The 18,034-nt window shown below is 29.4% G+C and carries 17 protein-coding genes; 6 read left to right on the forward strand and 11 right to left on the reverse strand.

The window, feature by feature from the left end:
• Positions 1 to 413 precede the first annotated feature (413 nt).
• From CLOBL_RS22975 to dapB, 3 genes are read left to right on the forward strand one after another with little or no spacing between them, the layout of a single operon-like run.
• Complete coding sequence (locus CLOBL_RS22975) at positions 414 to 1,406, forward strand: aspartate-semialdehyde dehydrogenase (RefSeq protein WP_035301837.1); 993 nt, start codon at positions 414 to 416, stop codon at positions 1,404 to 1,406.
• A 30-nt stretch (positions 1,407 to 1,436) separates the two neighbouring features.
• Positions 1,437 to 2,315, forward strand: coding sequence for a 4-hydroxy-tetrahydrodipicolinate synthase (gene dapA / locus CLOBL_RS22980; protein WP_077861153.1), 879 nt, complete (start codon positions 1,437 to 1,439; stop codon positions 2,313 to 2,315).
• A gap of 10 nt (positions 2,316 to 2,325) precedes the next feature.
• Positions 2,326 to 3,081, forward strand: a complete 756-nt coding sequence (gene dapB, locus CLOBL_RS22985) for a 4-hydroxy-tetrahydrodipicolinate reductase (protein ID WP_077861154.1) — start codon at positions 2,326 to 2,328, stop codon at positions 3,079 to 3,081.
• Between the two features lie 158 nt (positions 3,082 to 3,239).
• Here dapB and CLOBL_RS22990 read toward each other — a convergent pair whose 3' ends face one another.
• From CLOBL_RS22990 to CLOBL_RS23000, 3 genes are all read right to left on the reverse strand, one after another.
• Entirely contained in the window at positions 3,240 to 3,557 is a 318-nt protein-coding gene (locus CLOBL_RS22990; RefSeq protein ID WP_009170859.1) for a pyrimidine/purine nucleoside phosphorylase, read from the reverse strand.
• A 128-nt stretch (positions 3,558 to 3,685) separates the two neighbouring features.
• Positions 3,686 to 4,960 (reverse strand): aminotransferase class I/II-fold pyridoxal phosphate-dependent enzyme, encoded by a 1,275-nt coding sequence (locus CLOBL_RS22995; RefSeq protein WP_077861155.1) that lies wholly within the window; start codon positions 4,958 to 4,960, stop codon positions 3,686 to 3,688.
• A 16-nt stretch (positions 4,961 to 4,976) separates the two neighbouring features.
• Positions 4,977 to 6,122 carry an aminotransferase class I/II-fold pyridoxal phosphate-dependent enzyme gene (locus CLOBL_RS23000; RefSeq protein WP_077861156.1) on the reverse strand — a complete coding sequence of 382 codons (1,146 nt, stop codon included), beginning with the start codon at positions 6,120 to 6,122 and terminating at the stop codon, positions 4,977 to 4,979.
• Between the two features lie 323 nt (positions 6,123 to 6,445).
• Here CLOBL_RS23000 and dapD point away from each other — a divergent pair, with 323 nt between their 5' ends.
• Positions 6,446 to 7,156, forward strand: coding sequence for a 2,3,4,5-tetrahydropyridine-2,6-dicarboxylate N-acetyltransferase (dapD, locus tag CLOBL_RS23005; RefSeq protein ID WP_009170862.1), 711 nt, complete (start codon positions 6,446 to 6,448; stop codon positions 7,154 to 7,156).
• 160 nt (positions 7,157 to 7,316) lie between these two features.
• On the opposite strand, the gene CLOBL_RS23010 is transcribed toward dapD, so the two are convergent.
• Together CLOBL_RS23010 and CLOBL_RS23015 are read right to left on the reverse strand one after the other, a co-directional pair.
• Positions 7,317 to 7,967, reverse strand: a complete 651-nt coding sequence (locus tag CLOBL_RS23010; RefSeq protein ID WP_009170863.1) for a single-stranded DNA-binding protein — start codon at positions 7,965 to 7,967, stop codon at positions 7,317 to 7,319.
• A gap of 202 nt (positions 7,968 to 8,169) precedes the next feature.
• Positions 8,170 to 8,943: a polysaccharide deacetylase family protein gene (locus CLOBL_RS23015; RefSeq protein ID WP_077861157.1), complete on the reverse strand. Its 774-nt coding sequence runs from the start codon at positions 8,941 to 8,943 to the stop codon at positions 8,170 to 8,172.
• Between the two features lie 311 nt (positions 8,944 to 9,254).
• Here CLOBL_RS23015 and CLOBL_RS23020 point away from each other — a divergent pair, with 311 nt between their 5' ends.
• Positions 9,255 to 9,779 carry a DUF4364 family protein gene (locus tag CLOBL_RS23020; protein ID WP_009170865.1) on the forward strand — a complete coding sequence of 175 codons (525 nt, stop codon included), beginning with the start codon at positions 9,255 to 9,257 and terminating at the stop codon, positions 9,777 to 9,779.
• Here CLOBL_RS23020 and CLOBL_RS23025 read toward each other — a convergent pair.
• Positions 9,772 to 10,668, reverse strand: a complete 897-nt coding sequence (locus CLOBL_RS23025) for a YncE family protein (RefSeq protein ID WP_077861158.1) — start codon at positions 10,666 to 10,668, stop codon at positions 9,772 to 9,774. The two genes, CLOBL_RS23020 and CLOBL_RS23025, sit on opposite strands and share 8 nt — an antisense overlap.
• Positions 10,669 to 10,915: 247 nt before the next feature.
• On the opposite strand from CLOBL_RS23025, the gene CLOBL_RS23030 reads away from it, so the two are divergent.
• Positions 10,916 to 11,173: a TIGR03905 family TSCPD domain-containing protein gene (locus tag CLOBL_RS23030; RefSeq protein ID WP_077861159.1), complete on the forward strand. Its 258-nt coding sequence runs from the start codon at positions 10,916 to 10,918 to the stop codon at positions 11,171 to 11,173.
• A 125-nt stretch (positions 11,174 to 11,298) separates the two neighbouring features.
• On the opposite strand, the gene CLOBL_RS23035 is transcribed toward CLOBL_RS23030, so the two are convergent.
• The 5 genes from CLOBL_RS23035 to CLOBL_RS23055 all read right to left on the reverse strand — a co-directional run bounded on the left by CLOBL_RS23035 (position 11,299) and on the right by CLOBL_RS23055 (position 17,852).
• The gene (locus CLOBL_RS23035; RefSeq protein WP_077861160.1) at positions 11,299 to 13,275 is read right to left on the reverse strand and encodes an HIRAN domain-containing protein; all 1,977 of its coding nucleotides are present in this window, start codon (positions 13,273 to 13,275) and stop codon (positions 11,299 to 11,301) included.
• A 64-nt stretch (positions 13,276 to 13,339) separates the two neighbouring features.
• Entirely contained in the window at positions 13,340 to 14,641 is a 1,302-nt protein-coding gene (locus tag CLOBL_RS23040; protein ID WP_077861161.1) for a folylpolyglutamate synthase/dihydrofolate synthase family protein, read from the reverse strand.
• Between the two features lie 145 nt (positions 14,642 to 14,786).
• Positions 14,787 to 15,986 carry a pyridoxal phosphate-dependent aminotransferase gene (locus tag CLOBL_RS23045; RefSeq protein WP_077861162.1) on the reverse strand — a complete coding sequence of 400 codons (1,200 nt, stop codon included), beginning with the start codon at positions 15,984 to 15,986 and terminating at the stop codon, positions 14,787 to 14,789.
• A gap of 147 nt (positions 15,987 to 16,133) precedes the next feature.
• Complete coding sequence (locus CLOBL_RS23050) at positions 16,134 to 16,982, reverse strand: TerC/Alx family metal homeostasis membrane protein (protein ID WP_077861163.1); 849 nt, start codon at positions 16,980 to 16,982, stop codon at positions 16,134 to 16,136.
• A 210-nt stretch (positions 16,983 to 17,192) separates the two neighbouring features.
• Positions 17,193 to 17,852 (reverse strand): HD domain-containing protein, encoded by a 660-nt coding sequence (locus CLOBL_RS23055; protein WP_077861164.1) that lies wholly within the window; start codon positions 17,850 to 17,852, stop codon positions 17,193 to 17,195.
• Positions 17,853 to 18,034 lie beyond the last annotated feature (182 nt).

Consider the following 18,034-nt stretch of genomic DNA (forward strand, 5'->3'; position numbering starts at 1 on the left):
TGGATATTTTTCATCAGGCAAGAAGACAAATTGCCCTCATAGCGGGCTATTAGGTCAATTTGTCGCCGTAGGATGATGGAAAATAGGCTGGCAAATGGACTTATTATTTACTTGATTGTGCCTTACTATTATTTCCGTCTATTTCATTACTATTCCTATAAAATATATTTCATAGAAAGCAGCTTATTTTTATTATTAGCTAGTAACTAATTTATAAAAATATACGCTTTATTTTTAATTGTGCTTATGAATAAATATTCATGTTAAATTCAACAACTTTACAATATACAGGATATTTTTAGACAATGAATAGTTTTTTTCAACTTATTTTGCTCATTGACTTGATATTTATTCAATATTTATCTATAGTAGTTGTATATATAAAATTATTAATAAATTTAGGAGGGATTATTGTGTATAATGTTGCAATAGTTGGGGCTACTGGAAATGTAGGCAGAAAGTTTTTAGAAATCTTAGAAGAAAGAAATTTTCCAGTAAAAAATTTATATGTTTTCGCATCAAAAAGATCAGAAGGTTCTACTTTATCTTTTAAAGGAAAGGATTATGTGGTTGAAGAAACCTGCGAAAAAAATATAAAAGATAAAAAAATAGATTATGCACTATTCTCAGCTGGTGGAGATGCTAGTAAAGAATTTGCACCTGTTTTTGCAAAATATGGGGCTGTAGTTATTGATAATAGTAGCGCTTGGAGAATGGATCCTGAGGTACCACTTGTAGTACCAGAAGTTAATCCTGAAGACATCAAACTTCATAAAGGAATAATCGCAAATCCAAATTGTTCAACAATTCAAGCAATGGCAATAATGAAAGCTTTAAATGACAAATATGGAATAAAGAGAATTGTCTATTCTACATACCAAGCAGTATCAGGGGCAGGTATTCAAGGTATTAGAGATTTAGAGGATGGAATCAAAGGCGTTCCACCTAAAAAATTCCCTTATCCTATAGCTGGTAATGTATTACCTCATATAGATGTTTTCTTAGAAGACGGCTATACTAAAGAAGAGGAAAAAATGATTAAAGAGACAAGAAAAATACTTCATGAACCAGATTTAAGAATTACAGCTACTACTGCACGAGTTCCTGTTTTAAATGCTCACAGTGAAAGTATAAATGTTGAGCTTAACTCTGAATTTGATATAAAAGATATTTTCGAATTATTAGGAAACACAAAAGGTGTAACTGTATATGATAACTTAGAAGAGTTAAAATATCCTACTGCACTTGAAGTTTCAGGAAAAGATGATGTTTATGTTGGAAGAATCAGAAGAGACTTTAGCGTAGATAATGGATTAAACTTATGGGTTGTTGGTGATAACATAAGAAAAGGAGCAGCTCTTAATGCTATTCAAATTGCTGAAATAATGATAAAGGACAACAAATAGTTTATAGTAATTTAAGTTGGAGGAATCTAAATGTCAATATTTCAAGGCTCAGCTGTAGCAATAGTAACTCCTTTTAATAAAAATGGAGTTAACTTCGAAAAACTTAAGACCCTATTAGAGTGGCACATTAAAGAAGGTACCGATGCCATTGTAATTTGCGGAACTACAGGTGAAGCTACCACTATGACTGAAAAAGAGATAAAAGATACAATTAAGTTTACAGTTGATGTAATAAACAAAAGAATTCCTGTAATTGCTGGTACAGGCTCAAACAACACCGCTTCTGCTATTTCAATGAGTAAGTATGCAGAAAGCGTTGGCGCTGATGGACTTCTTGTTATTACTCCATATTATAATAAAACTTCTCAAAATGGTTTAATAAAGCATTTTAAAGCTATAAATGATGAAGTTAAAACTCCAATTATTCTCTATAATGTTCCAAGCCGAACTGGAGTTAATATTGCTCCTAAAACTTTGCTTAAGCTTTCTGAATTGGGTAATATTACTGCTATTAAAGAAGCAAGTGGTAATATCAGTCAGATTGTTCAAATGAAAGCATTATGCAGAGATTCAATTGATATTTATTCTGGTAATGATGATCAGATTATTTCAATAATGTCTCTCGGTGGTATAGGAGTAATCTCTGTTTTAGCTAATATACTTCCTAAAGAAGTTCATGAAATGGCTCAAAAATGTTTAACCAATAATTTTAAAGAAGCTTTAGATATTCAATTAAACACTTTATCTTTAGCTAATGCTTTATTTATAGAAACAAATCCGATTCCAATTAAAACAGCTATGAATCTTATGGGACTTGAAGTTGGTCCTCTAAGGCTTCCACTTTGTGAAATGGATGAAAATAACGAAGAAATATTAAAAGCTGCTTTAATGAATAATAAATTAATGTAAGGTGATATATATGGTAAAAATAGTATTAAACGGTTGCTCAGGGAAAATGGGTAAAATGATCACTGAATGTGCTTCAAAATTTAAAGGATTAGAGATAATTGCAGGAATTGATAAGTTTCCTAGCATAGCTCCATATCCTATTTTTGAGACTGTACAGGATCTAGATATGGATTATGATGTCTTATTAGATTTTTCAAGAGCTGATGCTCTTAATAGTCTAATAGAATTAACAGAAAAAACTAACAAGCCATTAGTAATATGTTCAACAGGATTTACCCAAGAAGATTTAGCTTTAATAGATGAAAAAAGTAAAACATTGAAGCTATTTAGATCAGCTAACATGTCTCTTGGTATTAATTTGATCAATTCTCTTTTGAAAAAAGTTGCTCCTCTACTTTATGGTAACTATGATATAGAAATTATAGAAAAGCATCATAATCAAAAAGTAGATGCACCCAGTGGTACTGCAATATTACTTGCTGATACTATAAAGAATTCTTTAGAAGATACAACTAAATACGTATATGGAAGAGAAGGAAATTCTAAAAGAGAACAAAATGAAATTGGTATTCATGCAATTAGAGGCGGCTCTATTGTAGGTGATCATGACGTTATCTTTGCTGGAACTGGAGAAGTAATAGAATTAACTCATAAAGCTATCTCAAGAGAGGTTTTTGCAGTTGGCGCTTTAAGAGCATGTGAATATATGTCTACTGTAACTAATCCTGGTTTATATGATATGAATGATGTTATAGGTCTTGAATAGTTAATTATGATTGCTAACATCAATTAGAACTTTACACAGGATATGAAAAATATTTATTTCTATAAATACTTTTATGAAAACTTATGAACAGAAATCAAGCTGATCAAATACCTTGATCAGCTTAATTTTTATATGGAGTTATATATTTAACTTGTAAATTATTCTTTAATATAAGAACAGCAATAATCCGCTACTTCTTTTACAATTAAATTAAATTTAGAACTTGCAGGAACAGTAAAATTCTCCCCTTCACTATATGTAATAAACTTATCACTTCCTGGTAGTTTTACATCCATTGAACCTCCAAGAATCTCCATTACTTCTTTATCACCTGTGCCAAATTCATAATCGCCTGGTAACATTATACCTAAAGTTTTTCTTTCTCCATCTTCAAATATAATAGTTCTACTTGTAACTTTTCCATCAAAATATACATTTGCTTTTTTTACTGCTGTAACATTTTTAAATTCTTTCATTATATTGCCCCCTTATTTGTAACATTATTTATATTAAAGTATCTATATTTAAGTTAGAATTTCTTTATTAGCCTTTGAACATAGATACTCTAATTTTTTGTATTATGATTATTTATTGCCAAATCACCTTACTTTTCTGACAAAAGCTTATTAATACTTACTATTTGTATGCAAATACAGAGTATCTCCATTGCCTTTTTAAGTTCAGTAGCAGAAGGAAAAGATGGAGCAATACGAATATTTCTATCTCTTGGATCGTTGCCATATGGATAGGTAGCTCCTGCAGGTGTTATTATTACTCCAGCCTCAGCTGTCATTTTAACTACTTCCTTAGCACAGCCATCAAGAGTATTTAGGCTAATAAAGTATCCTCCATTAGGCTTATTCCACCAAGCAATATCCTTTCCATCTAGCTCAGAACTGAGGGTATCTAAAACAGCTAAAAATTTAGGTTCAAGAATCTCAGCATGTTTTTTCATATGTGCTTCAATGTTGCACATATCTTTCAAGAATTTTACATGACGAAGCTGATTCATTTTATCAGGCCCTATCATTTGAACAGATAATTGTTCTTTAATCTTAACTATATTTGCTTTACTTGCTGCCAAGGCTGCAACTCCCGAACCTGGTAAAGTTACCTTTGAGGTTGAAACATAAATAAACACTCTGTCTTCATTTCCTGCTTCTTTGCAAGCTGTAAGTATATTTTTAAGTTTATCACCCTTGCCAAAAAGATCATGTATTGCATATGCATTATCCCAAATTATTCTAAAATCCTTCGCCTTAGTTTTCATTTTAGCAAGTCTATCAACAATATGATCTGAATATGTAATTCCATCTGGATTGCTATATTTTGGTACACATATAATTCCTTTTATAGCTTCGTCACTACCTGCAAGATTTTCAATAGTTTCTATATCTGGTCCATCAGAATTCATAGCTACAGAAATCATTTCTATACCAAAAAGTTCACATATAGCAAAATGTCTATCATATCCTGGACTTGGGCATAAAAATTTAACTTTAGGAAGTTTTCCCCATGGAGTTTCACTACCTAATACCCCAAAAGACATTGCACGTGCAATTGTATCATATATCATATTAAGTGCTGAATTTCCACCTACAATAACTTCATTTAAATCAACACCAATAATTTCTGCAAAAAGTTTTTTTGCATCTAAAATTCCATCAAGACCCCCATAATTTCTACAGTCTACTCCATCAGAACTCTTATAGTCTTGAATATCCAACATTTTCATTGATAAATCCAATTGTTCTTTGCAAGGTTTACCACGTGACATATCATATTTAAGATTCATATTTTTAAAAGATTCATATTTTTTTAAAAGTATCTCCCTGTTTTCCTGCAATTCTTTTGTCTTCATTTCAGTAACTTTTACCATTAGTTATAGCCCCCTGTTAATTGTTAAAATTATTTATTAAAAAGCTTTCAATTCTATCAAAGGCTTCCTTTAGAACTTCATCGCTATAACAATACGATATTCTCATATAGCCTTCTCCGAGAGCTCCAAATGCTGTTCCTGGAACACAAGCAACCTTTCCTTCATTTAATAATTTCTCACAAAATTCTTCTGAAGGTAGGTTGAACTTTTTAATAGATGGAAATATATAAAATGCTCCCTTGGGCTCAGCAACTTCTATATTTAATTTTTTTAATCTATCCATACAATAATTTTTTCTTCTTTCAAAAATTTTTCTCATATCTTCAACATCGTTTAATGAATTTTTAAGTCCCTCAAGAGCACCATATTGGGCTATTGAAGGTGCACAGGATACTCCATACTGATGAACTTTCATTATTTCCTTCATATACTTATCTGAACATGCTACATAGCCAATTCTAAGTCCTGTCATGGAAAACATTTTTGAAAATCCGCTTACATAAATAATTTTATCTTTTATTTCATCTACTTGGGCTACTGAATAATACTCATCAAAAATTATTGATGCATACATATCATCTGTTACCACTATTATGTCCTTTTCTTTAATTATTGCAGCAAGCTCATCTCTTTGTTCCTTAGATAAAATTGCACCTGTAGGATTTGAAGGAAACGATAATACTAATACTTTTATATCATCTTCATTATTTAATTTTTCTTTTATGGCATCTATATTTAATGTAAAATCTTCATTTAATGAATAGGTTACAACATCTGCATCTATCATGATTGAAATATTTTCATAAGCAGGATATGCTGGACCAGGAAGTAAAATCTTTTCGCCTGAATTCATAAGCGAAAATAAAACTGAATATAACCCTTCACTTCCACCAACTGTTATACATACTTCGTCTTTATTGTAATTTATATTAAATCTTTTTAAATACTTACAAATTTCTTCCCTTAGTTCATCTATACCTGCATTGGATGTATAAACAGTTTTATTACTTTTTACAGCATTAACCATTGCCCCCGAAACATTTGCAGGTACTGGAAAATCTGGCTGTCCAATAGTTAAAGAAATTGCCCCCTCTACCTTCTTAACTTTTTCAGCAAATCTTCTAATTCCTGAAATTTGAATTTTTTGCACTTGTCTATTCATTCTAATGTGCCCCCTTTAATTTAGTGATAAGTTATGAGTTACAAGTGAAGAGTTTAGGAGGAAAAGCCGCTGGCTTTTCATAAATAAAAGTGTTCTTGGAAACTACTTTTCTAAAATCTTCTCTTTGATCTTAATTCCTAGCTTGTCACTTTTAACTTATTATGTCACATATAATCCACTATACAGCATAACATAAACCTATTTTACAATATTACCAAGGCTTATTCAAACTATTTATACTTTTTTTGCACCTTCCTCTTTTAATTGGGTTCAATCTTTATTATAATAAATTTGATTGCAAAAATAATAGAAGAGGTGATTTAATGTCATATAATTTAACAGATCCTTATGAAATTGCAAGATTTATTAAGGAATCAAAAAAATCTACTCCAGTAAAAGTTTATATAAATGGAGATTTAAGTGAAGCAGACATGAATGATGTAGAATGGTATGGTTCTAACGGATTTTATATACTAATGGGAGAATCTGATTCTATTACTAAAATAGTTTTAGATAATAAACATCTTATTAAACACTTTAGAATAGAAAATGATAGAAGAAATTCAGCTATTCCTATGCTTGATTTACTTGAAGTAGATGCTAGAATTGAGCCAGGTGCTGTTATAAGAGATAAGGTTACTATTGGTAAGAATGCTGTAATTATGATGGGTGCTGTAATAAACATCGGTGCTGAAATTGGTGACGGAACTATGGTTGATATGAATGCTGTAGTTGGAGCCCGTGGTCAGCTAGGTAAAAATGTTCATTTAGGGGCTGGTGCTGTTGTTGCTGGTGTTTTAGAGCCACCAAGTAAAGAACCTTGTAAAATTGGTGACAATGCATTAATTGGCGCTAATTCTGTAATTCTTGAAGGTGTTCAAGTAGGCGCTGGTAGTGTTGTTGCTGCTGGCTCTGTTGTAACTGAAGATGTTCCTGCAAATGTTGTTGTTGCTGGTTCACCTGCAAAAATCGTCAAAAACGTAGATGATAAAACAAAAGATAAAACTCAAATTTTAGAAGATTTAAGAAAATAACTTTTTTACTTATTCTTACATAATATAATTGTAACAGTATACACTAATATATTAGTAATATAATTTTATTTCTAAAACAAAGGGTTTCAATAAATACAAAATTTATTGAAACCTTTTCTTTAAATGCAAAATTATGTGCTACATATCTTATAATATTGATTTATACTGCTCCTTCTTCTCCAGAAATTTCTTCTTTATGAGCTCTTTCCATCTTTGAGATAGAAACTTCATAAGCAACCTTTTTTACAACTTCACTGTCTGAGACCTTTTTTTGATATTCCCTGCTTTGAAGCCTTCCCCAAACTTTAATATTATCACCCACGCTTAATGTTTGACAAAATCTTGAATTTCTTCCCCATGCAATAGTTGGAATATAATCCGATTTATTATATGCTCTATTTACAGCAAGCAACACATCAGCAATCTCTCTTCCAAAAGGTGTTGTTCTATAAATTGGCTCCTTACAGATGTACCCATCTAAAAATATTTCATTAGGATTCTTACTTCTTTCTATACATGGTTCAATATTCCTTGCAAAAACAGTTAATATAAGCTTATTAGATCCGTCTATAAATTTGTTGTATGATCTAAGCTGACCTTCTACAATTATTTCTACTCCCATATCCAGCTTAATATCGTTTAGCAGTCTTTCTGAAACAGTAATGTTTAGTGTATCTACTGAATCACTTAATCTCATTACATCCAAATCAAAAGTATAGAACCCCTCCCCATACATTTCATGACTAAACTCTAATCCAGATGTCACTTTACCTTCAAGGTAAATCTTGTTATTTAGCATTAAATTATCCATTGTTATCCCTCTCTCCATCGGAAATTATTTTATTTTGTGAAATATATGCTCCCACTAGCATATATTACCATTATAATACAAAAGTTAGTTTCTTTTCAATAAATATTAATTAATTTTATCCGCTAACCAGCTTTCACTATCAAATTGACATCTAAAGATGTTAATTAATGTCACTAGGTTACCAGAAAACATCAATTAACATTCAGCTTGCTGGATCAAGCTTTACTTTATGTTGAATTCCTTGATTGTCTACGTTATAATCATTAAAATATATCATCTCACCTACTGTTTTAAAGCTATATCCTTTATCTTTTAATTCTTTTATAATTCTTTCTAAATTAGCTGGAGTATTTTTGGCATTATGAAATAGAATAATAGATCCCGGTTTAACATTTTTCATGACCCTATTATATTCTGTTTCTGCTGATCCCTCCTTCCAATCAACAGAATCAACATTCCATTGAATGGCCATATATCCTAGATTCCTCACCTTTGAAAATGCATCTTTATTATAATCTCCACTTGGAAATCTAAATAATTTTGGTCTTTCTCCTGTATATTTTTCAATAGTATCGTTGGTCTTTTCTATCTCTTCTTTCATTCTAGCTAGTCCTATTTTCGTAAAACTAGGATGCTTGTAGCTGTGATTTCCGATTTCATGGCCTCCTTCCTTTATCGCCTTTAATTTATTCACATTATCTTCACTATAATTTACCCAGCCTCCCATAATGAAGAATGTTCCTTTTACATTATATTTATCCAATATTCTTAATATTACATCTAAATTATCTTTCTCTACCCAATTTACATCAAACGTTAAGCTTACTACTTTATCTGTAGTATCAACACAATATATGGGTTCTTCCTCATGAATATTAGCCAAAGCCTGAACGCTTTTACTAATTCCAATAGATATGAAGATTAAAAACATAATTAAAAATATATCTATTCCTATTCTCTTTTTTCTCCACGACACCTTTAAAATGCTCCTTTAAATTTCTAATTTCTTACTTTACTATATTCATTACATATTTATTTATGCACAAGAGAGATAACTTTAAATTATAGCTTTTAAAAATAACTTATATCAGATATCTGAATCAATGTCGCAATTACCAATTTATATAAATCTTTTCTATTATGTAATTAAGATATTTACCCAAATACTGGAACAACTATTTTAATCTTTTGAAACGTAATAGTGAAAATATGATGGCAGATTAACTTGTTATTTTTTTCATTGTGACTTATAATATAATAAGATTTTCATTAATTATGGAGGTTATTATGTACGAAAACTCATCTGAATTAGCAGAAAATAAATTATTAATGTTATATGTATTAAAGTCAATAAAAAAACCTATATCGAATACTCAGCTTACTGAAATAATTCTTGAAAATAACTTTATAAATTATTTTACGCTGCAGCAATATTTATCAGAACTAGAAGAATCTAAGTTTGTTGAATATCACGATATTAATGATAAGAAATTGCTCAGATTAACAGAAAAAGGAGATAATGTCCTTTCTTTGTTTAAAGAAAGAATATCCCCTTCTAAGTTATCTTCTACCAATGAATATATTAAAGAAAAGATCGAATCTATAAAAAAAGAATTGACTATTCATGCTGATTATACTCTTGGACAAACTGATAGCTTTATAGTCGACCTTAAGGCCATTGAAGATGATGCTCTGCTTATGGAGCTAAAATTATCAGTTCCATCAAAGAGCCAAGCCACTTCAATTTGCAGTAAGTGGAAAGAAAATCCTTCAGAAATATACAATAATATAATTAATTTATTAATCAAATAATTATATTATTATCAACTAAAGTCATACTATTAGGTTCAGAACCTATTGATATGGCTTTTATTTTTTTATCTCTAATATTTATGACCTTTAGCAATCCATTTAAGTAATCTCCTACAAATAGATTTTCATTCACCTTAACTATTCCTTTGGGCATACCACCTATTTCGAATTTATCAATTTCCTTAAGTTCAGGTAAACTTATAATACTTACTGTTCCATCACATAGATTTGAAACATATAAATGATTTACTTCTTGAAACAAATCTACAGGGCAATATCCAACTGTTATTTTATCAATCAGTTCTAGAGTCCCTAATTCTACAATCCCTATACTTCCTATTTTATCTTGACCAAGATAACTCATGCAAACATATAGGTAATCATTATTTTCTGAAACTATCATTTTTATAGGCATACTTTCTACTCTAATTCTCTTTATCTCCTTGTTATTCATATAGTCAATTACCGATATACTGTCGTCCACCATATTGCTTATAAATAAAAGTTTTTTTTCCTTTAGTAAGGTTATATTATGAGGAAACCTGCCTGTTGGGATTTCAAAATTAATTCTTTCATTTATTAAATCATATATTATAAGTGAATTAGATTCCCCACATAAAACATATACTATATCATCATTCGCAATTATATCATTTGGATGTGCACCAATATATACATTATCTTCTTCTCTAAAATTGTTATAATTTATAAGAGAAATACTATTATTATAATTATTAGCTACTAAAATTTTACCTTTGTACAATGATAATCCATGGGGACCAAATGGACTTTCACCAATAGATAAAGCTAAACTTTCAATCTTTAGACTTTCAGTATTTATTTTCTTCAAACTATCTGAACCGGTATTGCATAAAATAATATAACTCACCACATTTCCCCCTTTAGATAATCATTCTACTAACTATAATATATTCCGAAACTATATTATTGGCACAAATTATTAGACGTCTTATCTTTATTTCTTGACAGATTTCTTGTATAATTAAAGGAAGTCGACATACATTAACAATTAATAAATATTTCACATTAATTTATTAATTGAAAAACATATTTATTTCTTTAATGTATCGCGAATCATATTTTTAAAGTATTTTAATTTAAGGAGAGTGTTTAGAATGTTTTCATATAAAACATCTGGAGTTTGTTCATCAACAATAAATATAGAAATTAACAATAATATTGTTGAAAATGTAGAATTTGTAGGAGGATGCGCTGGTAATCTTCTAGGTATTGGCCAACTAGTAAAAGGTATGACTGTTGATGCTGTTATCGCAAAATTAGAAGGTATCGATTGTAGAAGCAAAGGAACATCATGTCCTGACCAACTTTCTAAAGCCTTACTAACTTGGAAAAAAGAAAATGCATCTGCATAATACAGATATTCAACTTTAAAGTTGGACATCCTATTTCTTTAAGCACATAAAAATAAATAGCAAGTCCAAAGCTGTCATATATATTTTTTATCAGGCAATGGACTTGTTATTTATTTGATTATGCATTACTGAAGATACAGTTCTTTTTCTCCAGATAACAGTGATAAAGTACTTGTTATCTCTTCCACTACATCTTTATAGCTTAAATATATTTTAAGTTTTATGCTATTATAATCTTCACTTATTTCTTTTATTTTTCCGTATAAATATTTTCCTTTATCTAATAAATTTTTCAATATAACATTGCTCTCTCTAGGTACATATCCAATTACATATCCATCAATAGTTATAATTTCAATTGAATTTTGATCTTCATAATCATCAGTTTTTCTTTTTAAATATAAAATATCATCTTCAAATATTTTATTGTATACTTCACTCATATCAAACTTGCTTGTTCCTGATACATTAAAAGTAATTAAATATACATCTTTCACATGTGGCTCTATATGCATCTCTTCATTAACAGTTACATATCTCTTAATTTTATTATTCTGTTCAATTAAGAGAGAATTAAGAGAGCGTCTTACATTCATCACCATTTCTGTACTAATAGCATCATCAATGATCTCTTTATCCAGCGAATCGAATTCTTCTTTAAATATTTGAAGATTTAGAGTAGCCTGAAGCCTTGTTTCTATTAAAGGCGATTTTAATGCTTGAAGATTAATATCCTTATACTCATTTTTAAATTCCTCATATTTAAAATATTTTATAATTATAAAAAAACAAATTTGTGCTATATCCTCATAAGTTAAATTATCTATTTTCAACTCATCCTGACCGCTTAATACCTTACTCATAGGCAATTTATCCAATCCTAAATTAACAGCACATTTTCTTATAGCTCTTCCGCCTACACTAAAAGCATATTTATATAACAATGCATTTGTATAATCTCTTCTCAAGATTGTTTCAAATTCCTTTTTCTTTAGTTTATATTTAGTCTTTTCTGCACAGCCAATTAAAACACTACTCTCAATTTTTATATTCTCTATTTCATTAGCTATAACTTCATGCCATATATCCTTTTGGCAAATTTTTTTACAAATATCAATTATTTCTTTATATTCATTATTATATTTATATTGTGTGGAATTACTTTTATTTTTATATTCATCAATTATAACAGCCTCTATTGAATAAATTATTGAAATAACTGCATATAAAGAATAAATTCCTCCATTGATCTTATCTATTATTTCTAATAACTTATTGCAAACTTTTACTGAATCCTTTACCTCATCTATGCCATAATCAGAAAGCAACGTACTAAATGATTTAGAAAAAGCTTCGAGTTCTTCTTTATTAAATATAGTATTCTCCAAATATTCAATCATTTCAAGAGATAACATGCTATAAGCTGCTAATTCAGTAGTTCCAACATTATTTTCACATCCATTCTCTACCATCCATTTTCTTATTTCATAAGTAGTTGGTCTTAGATGCATTAGAATAAATACTTTTCCATAGCCTCTAGATCCTTTTGCCATTTCAAAAATAGTATTATTACAATTTCCAATGTACTCATAGGCTTCAATCACGTAAAAGAGATATTCATTGTGAATAGAAAACAGCTCTAATATTTCATTTATATTTTCAAAATTGCAAATAGCTGCAATAAGTATTCCTATTTTTACTTCTTCAGCGTCTGTACTTTCAAAAAGCATTCTACTTATAACGCCTCTTAATTTCACACTTAAATCTACATTAACTTCCAGAGCAGATTTAAAATTTTTAATAAAATTATCATAATAATTAATTATTGGATTTATACTAATATATTCTTTTACAGTTATTAAATTTTCTTCATTCTTCAAAGCCTCTAAGTAAATTTCTACAAGCTTATTTGCCATTCTGTTCTTTTCATAATCTTGAAGCGGACGTACTTTTTGGGTTATGATTTTAAATTCTTTTATTCCAGCCGTATCGAAGTCTTGATAGCTATACAGCACACCTTTATTTCTATCATGAAACTCTTTTAAATCATGATAGATTGAATTTTTATTATAAGCAGTATTCTCTCTGTATTTCTTCACCATATAACTTCATTACTCCTTTTAAGCTAAATTCCAAACCTATGATTTGGTTATAATTAATTTTCTGCTATCTTGAATTTATAATTTTTCTCATATCTCCTATCATATACAATGAGCCACTTACTAATATTAAATCATCTTCTTCTGCTTCCTTCAATGCTGATTCAAAGGCCTCTTCATAATTTTCCAATGCTACAGTATTTGAATTATACTCTAAAATCTCTTTCTTTAAATCTTCACAAAGCTCTGCTCTATCACTATGAGGAGTTAATGCATATACCTTTTCGGCTATTGGCGTAATTTCTTTCACCATTTCTTTAACCTGCTTATCTGCCAAAATTCCAAGTAATAAATATAATTTTTTATATTTAAAATATTTTTCAACATTTTTTCTAAGTGCTCTGATTCCATCTATATTATGAGCTCCATCAATTATCACAGTAGGCTTTTTTCTTAATACTTCAAGTCTTCCTATCCATTTAACATCTTCTAATGATTTTTCTATCAGTTCTCTATTAATTATAATATTTTCTTTTTCAAATAATGTCTCAATAGTATTTAGTGCTACAGATAAATTTAATATTTGATGCTCGCCAAGTAACGGCAATTTTATATTATAAGTATTTTTAATGCTTTTAACTTCTACATTTTGATATAACTCATCATTATTAATATCAATCAATCTACAATCTTCTTTTTTTAACAAATAAACCTTTGAATTTTTCTCTTTTGCTGCTTTTAACACAACTTCTTCCCCGTCTTTTTCCTGAGGGTATAATACAACTGGTACCTTTTCTTTAATTATTCCAGCTTTTTCGCCTGCTATATCTTTTAAATTATCCCCTAAGATATTTATATGATCTAAACTTATAGAAGTTATTACTGAAACTTTTGGTGTTATTACGTTAGTTGAATCTAATCTTCCACCTAAACCAACTTCAATTACAGCATAATCTATCTTTTCATTATAAAAATGTAGAAACATAAGCGCAGTTATGATTTCAAATTCAGTTGGATGTTCAAAACCCTCTTCAATTACTTTTTTAATAACAATTTTTACTTGCTCCAGTAAGTTTACTAATTTATCCTTTTCAATATTTTCACCATTTATTTGAATTCTCTCTTCAAACTCTTCTAGGTAAGGAGATGTATACATCCCAACTTTATAACCATATCCTCTCAAAATCTTAGTAATCATAGCAGTAGTTGATCCCTTACCATTAGTTCCTGCTATGTGTATCATTTTAAGTTTCTCATGTGGATTTCCAAGTAGTTCTAAAATTCTAAAAGTCCTTTCAAGTCCATAATTAGAACCAAACTTTCCAACACTTGATATATAATTCATTGCTTCATCATAGGTCATGCTCATTTATATTTACCTCTTTATTAATATGTTTTTCTTATCTCATTAAGCTTATTCACATTCCATTATACTTCAATTTTAAATAAATTCCTAATATAAAAATGTGTAATCTCATATACACAAAAAGCTGCCAAAAAGCAGCTCCTTAAGTCTAAAGTTTTGTATCTATATTATAATCTTCTGCCAATTTTTTAAATATAGGCAATGCATTTTCTATCTGTTCAGTTTGGACACAATATGAAATTCTAACGTGCCCTGGGCATCCAAAATCATCTCCTGGTACTAATAGCAGATCATATTCTTTAGCCTTCTCACAAAAAGCCTTAGCATCAGGTTCTAGCGATTGAGGGAACAAATAGAATGCTCCACCTGGTTCTACACACTTGTATCCCATTTCTATTAATCCATTATATAATATTTCTTTATTCTTCTCATATACTGATATATCTGAAGTTATGCCTGCACATCTGCCTACTACCTTTTGAAATAAACTTGGTGCATTTACATATCCTAAAACTCTTCCTGCACCACATACAGCTGCATAAGTATCATTAAAATTCTCAATTTCATTAGGCACTAATACATATCCTATTCTTTCACCAGGTAATGATAAAGATTTACTATATGAATAACATACAAACGTATTTTCATAGTATTTTGTTAAGTATGGTACCTCAACGCCTTTATACGCAATTTCTCTATATGGTTCATCTGATATTAAGTAAATTGTATGCCCATATTCTGATGATTTTTCTTTTAATATTTTAGTTAACTTTAAAATTGTTTCCTCTGAATAAACCACCCCTGATGGATTATTAGGAGAGTTTACAATAACTGCCTTAGTATTTTTATTGATTTTCTTTTCAAATTCCTCAAAATTAATTTGAAAGTTTTCAATATTGGCACTTATTACTACAAGCTTAGCACCTGTTGCTTCTACAAAACATCTATATTCTGGAAAAAAGGGCGCAAAGGTAATAAACTCATCATCCTTGCAGGATAAAGCTTTAAAACAGATACTTATTGATGCTGCTGCCCCAACTGTCATGTATAAATTATTCTTTGTAAAATTAGTACCAAATCTTTTATTTATTGAATCTGTAATACTTTCTCTTACCTTATCATCACCCTGTGCACTTGTATATCCATGTACCAATGTTGAGTCTTCATTTTCTAAAATATCAAGAATCGCTTCCTTAACTGCTGCCGGAGCTGGAACGTTAGGATTCCCAATACTAAAATCATAAATTTTATCACGTCCAACAATTTCAGCTCTTCTTTTACCAAACTCAAAGATCTCGCGAATAGTTGATCTTTTACTTCCTATTGCAATCATTTCTTTAGATAACATTTATAGTCCCCCTTTATTTCAGTTAGCAAGTAACTGTTTACGTCAAAAACTTCTTTATTATTACTTATCTTGAAAGTTTTAATATTATTTTATGCTTTTTTGCAAAAAAAATCAATTTCACAATCTTGTAAAACTGATTTAATAATACTATGGATACATTCTTTTTCTTTTATTTGTACTTCTACCACTGAATATCAGTGACAACAAAATGCTGCTTAAGAGTATGCTTAATATAACCAATATAGAATTTGTGACTGAAATTTCTATTTCAAAAATCAATATAAGAAGCTTCACACCTGTAAATATTAATATTGCTCCTACTCCATACTTCATAAACCTAAACATATTATTCATTTTAGCTAAAACATAGTACATACTTCTAAGTCCAAGTATTGCAAAAATATTAGACGTATAGACTATAAAGGTATCTGTCGTTATTGAAAAAATAGCTGGTATTGAATCAATAGCAAAAATAACATCAGAACCTTCTATTATCAAAAGTGCCGCAAGCAGTGGTGTTGCATAATACGATTTATTGATCTTTGTAAAAAAGGAATGCCCATATGTCACATCTGTTACTGGCATTATTTTCTTTAATAATTTAACTAAAAAGTTATCTTTAAATTTTATTTCAGTTTCTTTATTACTAAATACCGTGAACCCGCTATATAATAATATTATTCCGAAAATAGGAAGTATAAAATGAAATCTGCTTACCATAGCTACTCCAAGTAAAATAAATATGAGCCTGAGTATCATTGCACCCATTACGCCATATAATAGGACTCTTTCCTGATAGTCTTCTCTTATGCCAAGCTTAGAAAAGACTATTATAAATAGAAATAAATTATCTAAGCTTAGAGACATTTCTACTATATATCCCCCCAAAAATTCTGTAGCACTTCTTTCACCTTTTAAATAGTATATAAATATATTAAATACTATAGCCAGGCTTATCCAAAATATTAAATTAATTAGATTCTTCTTTGCTTTCATTTATTCTCTCATCTCCACAGCATTTATAAACTCATAATTATTTCTATAGGAAGGCTGCTAATTCAGCAAAACAAAATTTACATATTGTAGTTTTCCCTTTTATAATTATGTTTCATGTTTTAATATATTAGATATGCCGCAGCCATATTACAATAATATTGAAACTATTCTTCATAGTTAATAAATTGAAACAAGGAAATAATTTCCTAACTAGAGTTTTCCTTCCCATTCTGCATAGAATTCTTTTAAATATTCTTCCATAAATTTATGTCTTTTTTCTGCATAGCTTTTTCCTGGCTTTGTATTCATTCTATCTTTTAACAGCAGTAATTTCTCATAAAAGTGGTTAACTGATGTTCCAGTACTATTTTTATATTGTTCAAAAGTCTTATGCTCTTCGTATTTAATATTAGGATTATAAATTTCTCTTCCTGCGTGTCCACCATATGCGAAGGTTCTTGCAATTCCTATTGCCCCAAGTGCATCTAATCTGTCAGCATCTTGAACGATTTTCCCCTCTAAGGTATTCATCTTCGAAGTATCTCCAGCACCTTTAAAGGATATATTTTCAACAATATAAGCTACCTGCTCAATGGTTTTATCCTCAACTCCCAGCCCTCTAAGAAAATCCCTAGATATATCAGCTCCAATAGTAGTATCTCCGTCATTGAATTTCCAATCTGCTATATCATGAAGCAATGCTCCTAATTTTACTATAAATAAGTCAACTTCTTCTTTTTCTTCCATACTTAAACTTACTGATATCTTATAAACTCTATAAACATGCCAAAAATCGTGTCCAGATCCCTCTCCTTCTAATTTATTTTTCACAAACTCTATGGTTTTTTCTATTATTTTCTCTTTATCCATTTAAAATATCTCCTCATTTAAAATTATTGTATTATTTTGTATACCCTATATTTTTGCTTATAGATAAACAAATTATAAACTTGACTTATATATAGGATAATTATCCACTTAAATTAAACTTTTGTGTGTATCTATACTAGAAATCATATACATTTTTGTGAAGCAGGCATTTGAAATTGAGC

Source organism: Clostridium sp. BL-8 (assembly GCF_002006495.1).
Taxonomy (GTDB): domain Bacteria; phylum Bacillota; class Clostridia; order Clostridiales; family Clostridiaceae; genus Clostridium.

Excerpts from the sequence above, each read along its gene's own strand:
- CLOBL_RS23055 (WP_077861164.1), bottom strand. The coding sequence starts at position 17,852 with ATGGATAAAGAGAAAATAATAGAAAAAACCATAGAGTTTGTGAAAAAT.
- CLOBL_RS23030 (WP_077861159.1), top strand. The coding sequence starts at position 10,916 with ATGTTTTCATATAAAACATCTGGAGTTTGTTCATCAACAATAAATATA.
- CLOBL_RS23020 (WP_009170865.1), top strand. The coding sequence starts at position 9,255 with ATGTACGAAAACTCATCTGAATTAGCAGAAAATAAATTATTAATGTTA.
- CLOBL_RS22995 (WP_077861155.1), bottom strand. The coding sequence starts at position 4,960 with ATGGTAAAAGTTACTGAAATGAAGACAAAAGAATTGCAGGAAAACAGG.
- CLOBL_RS23010 (WP_009170863.1), bottom strand. The coding sequence starts at position 7,967 with ATGGATAATTTAATGCTAAATAACAAGATTTACCTTGAAGGTAAAGTG.
- CLOBL_RS22990 (WP_009170859.1), bottom strand. The coding sequence starts at position 3,557 with ATGAAAGAATTTAAAAATGTTACAGCAGTAAAAAAAGCAAATGTATAT.
- dapD (WP_009170862.1), top strand. The coding sequence starts at position 6,446 with ATGTCATATAATTTAACAGATCCTTATGAAATTGCAAGATTTATTAAG.
- CLOBL_RS23035 (WP_077861160.1), bottom strand. The coding sequence starts at position 13,275 with ATGGTGAAGAAATACAGAGAGAATACTGCTTATAATAAAAATTCAATC.
- CLOBL_RS23045 (WP_077861162.1), bottom strand. The coding sequence starts at position 15,986 with ATGTTATCTAAAGAAATGATTGCAATAGGAAGTAAAAGATCAACTATT.
- CLOBL_RS23000 (WP_077861156.1), bottom strand. The coding sequence starts at position 6,122 with ATGAATAGACAAGTGCAAAAAATTCAAATTTCAGGAATTAGAAGATTT.
- CLOBL_RS23050 (WP_077861163.1), bottom strand. The coding sequence starts at position 16,982 with ATGAAAGCAAAGAAGAATCTAATTAATTTAATATTTTGGATAAGCCTG.
- CLOBL_RS23040 (WP_077861161.1), bottom strand. The coding sequence starts at position 14,641 with ATGAGCATGACCTATGATGAAGCAATGAATTATATATCAAGTGTTGGA.
- dapA (WP_077861153.1), top strand. The coding sequence starts at position 1,437 with ATGTCAATATTTCAAGGCTCAGCTGTAGCAATAGTAACTCCTTTTAAT.
- dapB (WP_077861154.1), top strand. The coding sequence starts at position 2,326 with ATGGTAAAAATAGTATTAAACGGTTGCTCAGGGAAAATGGGTAAAATG.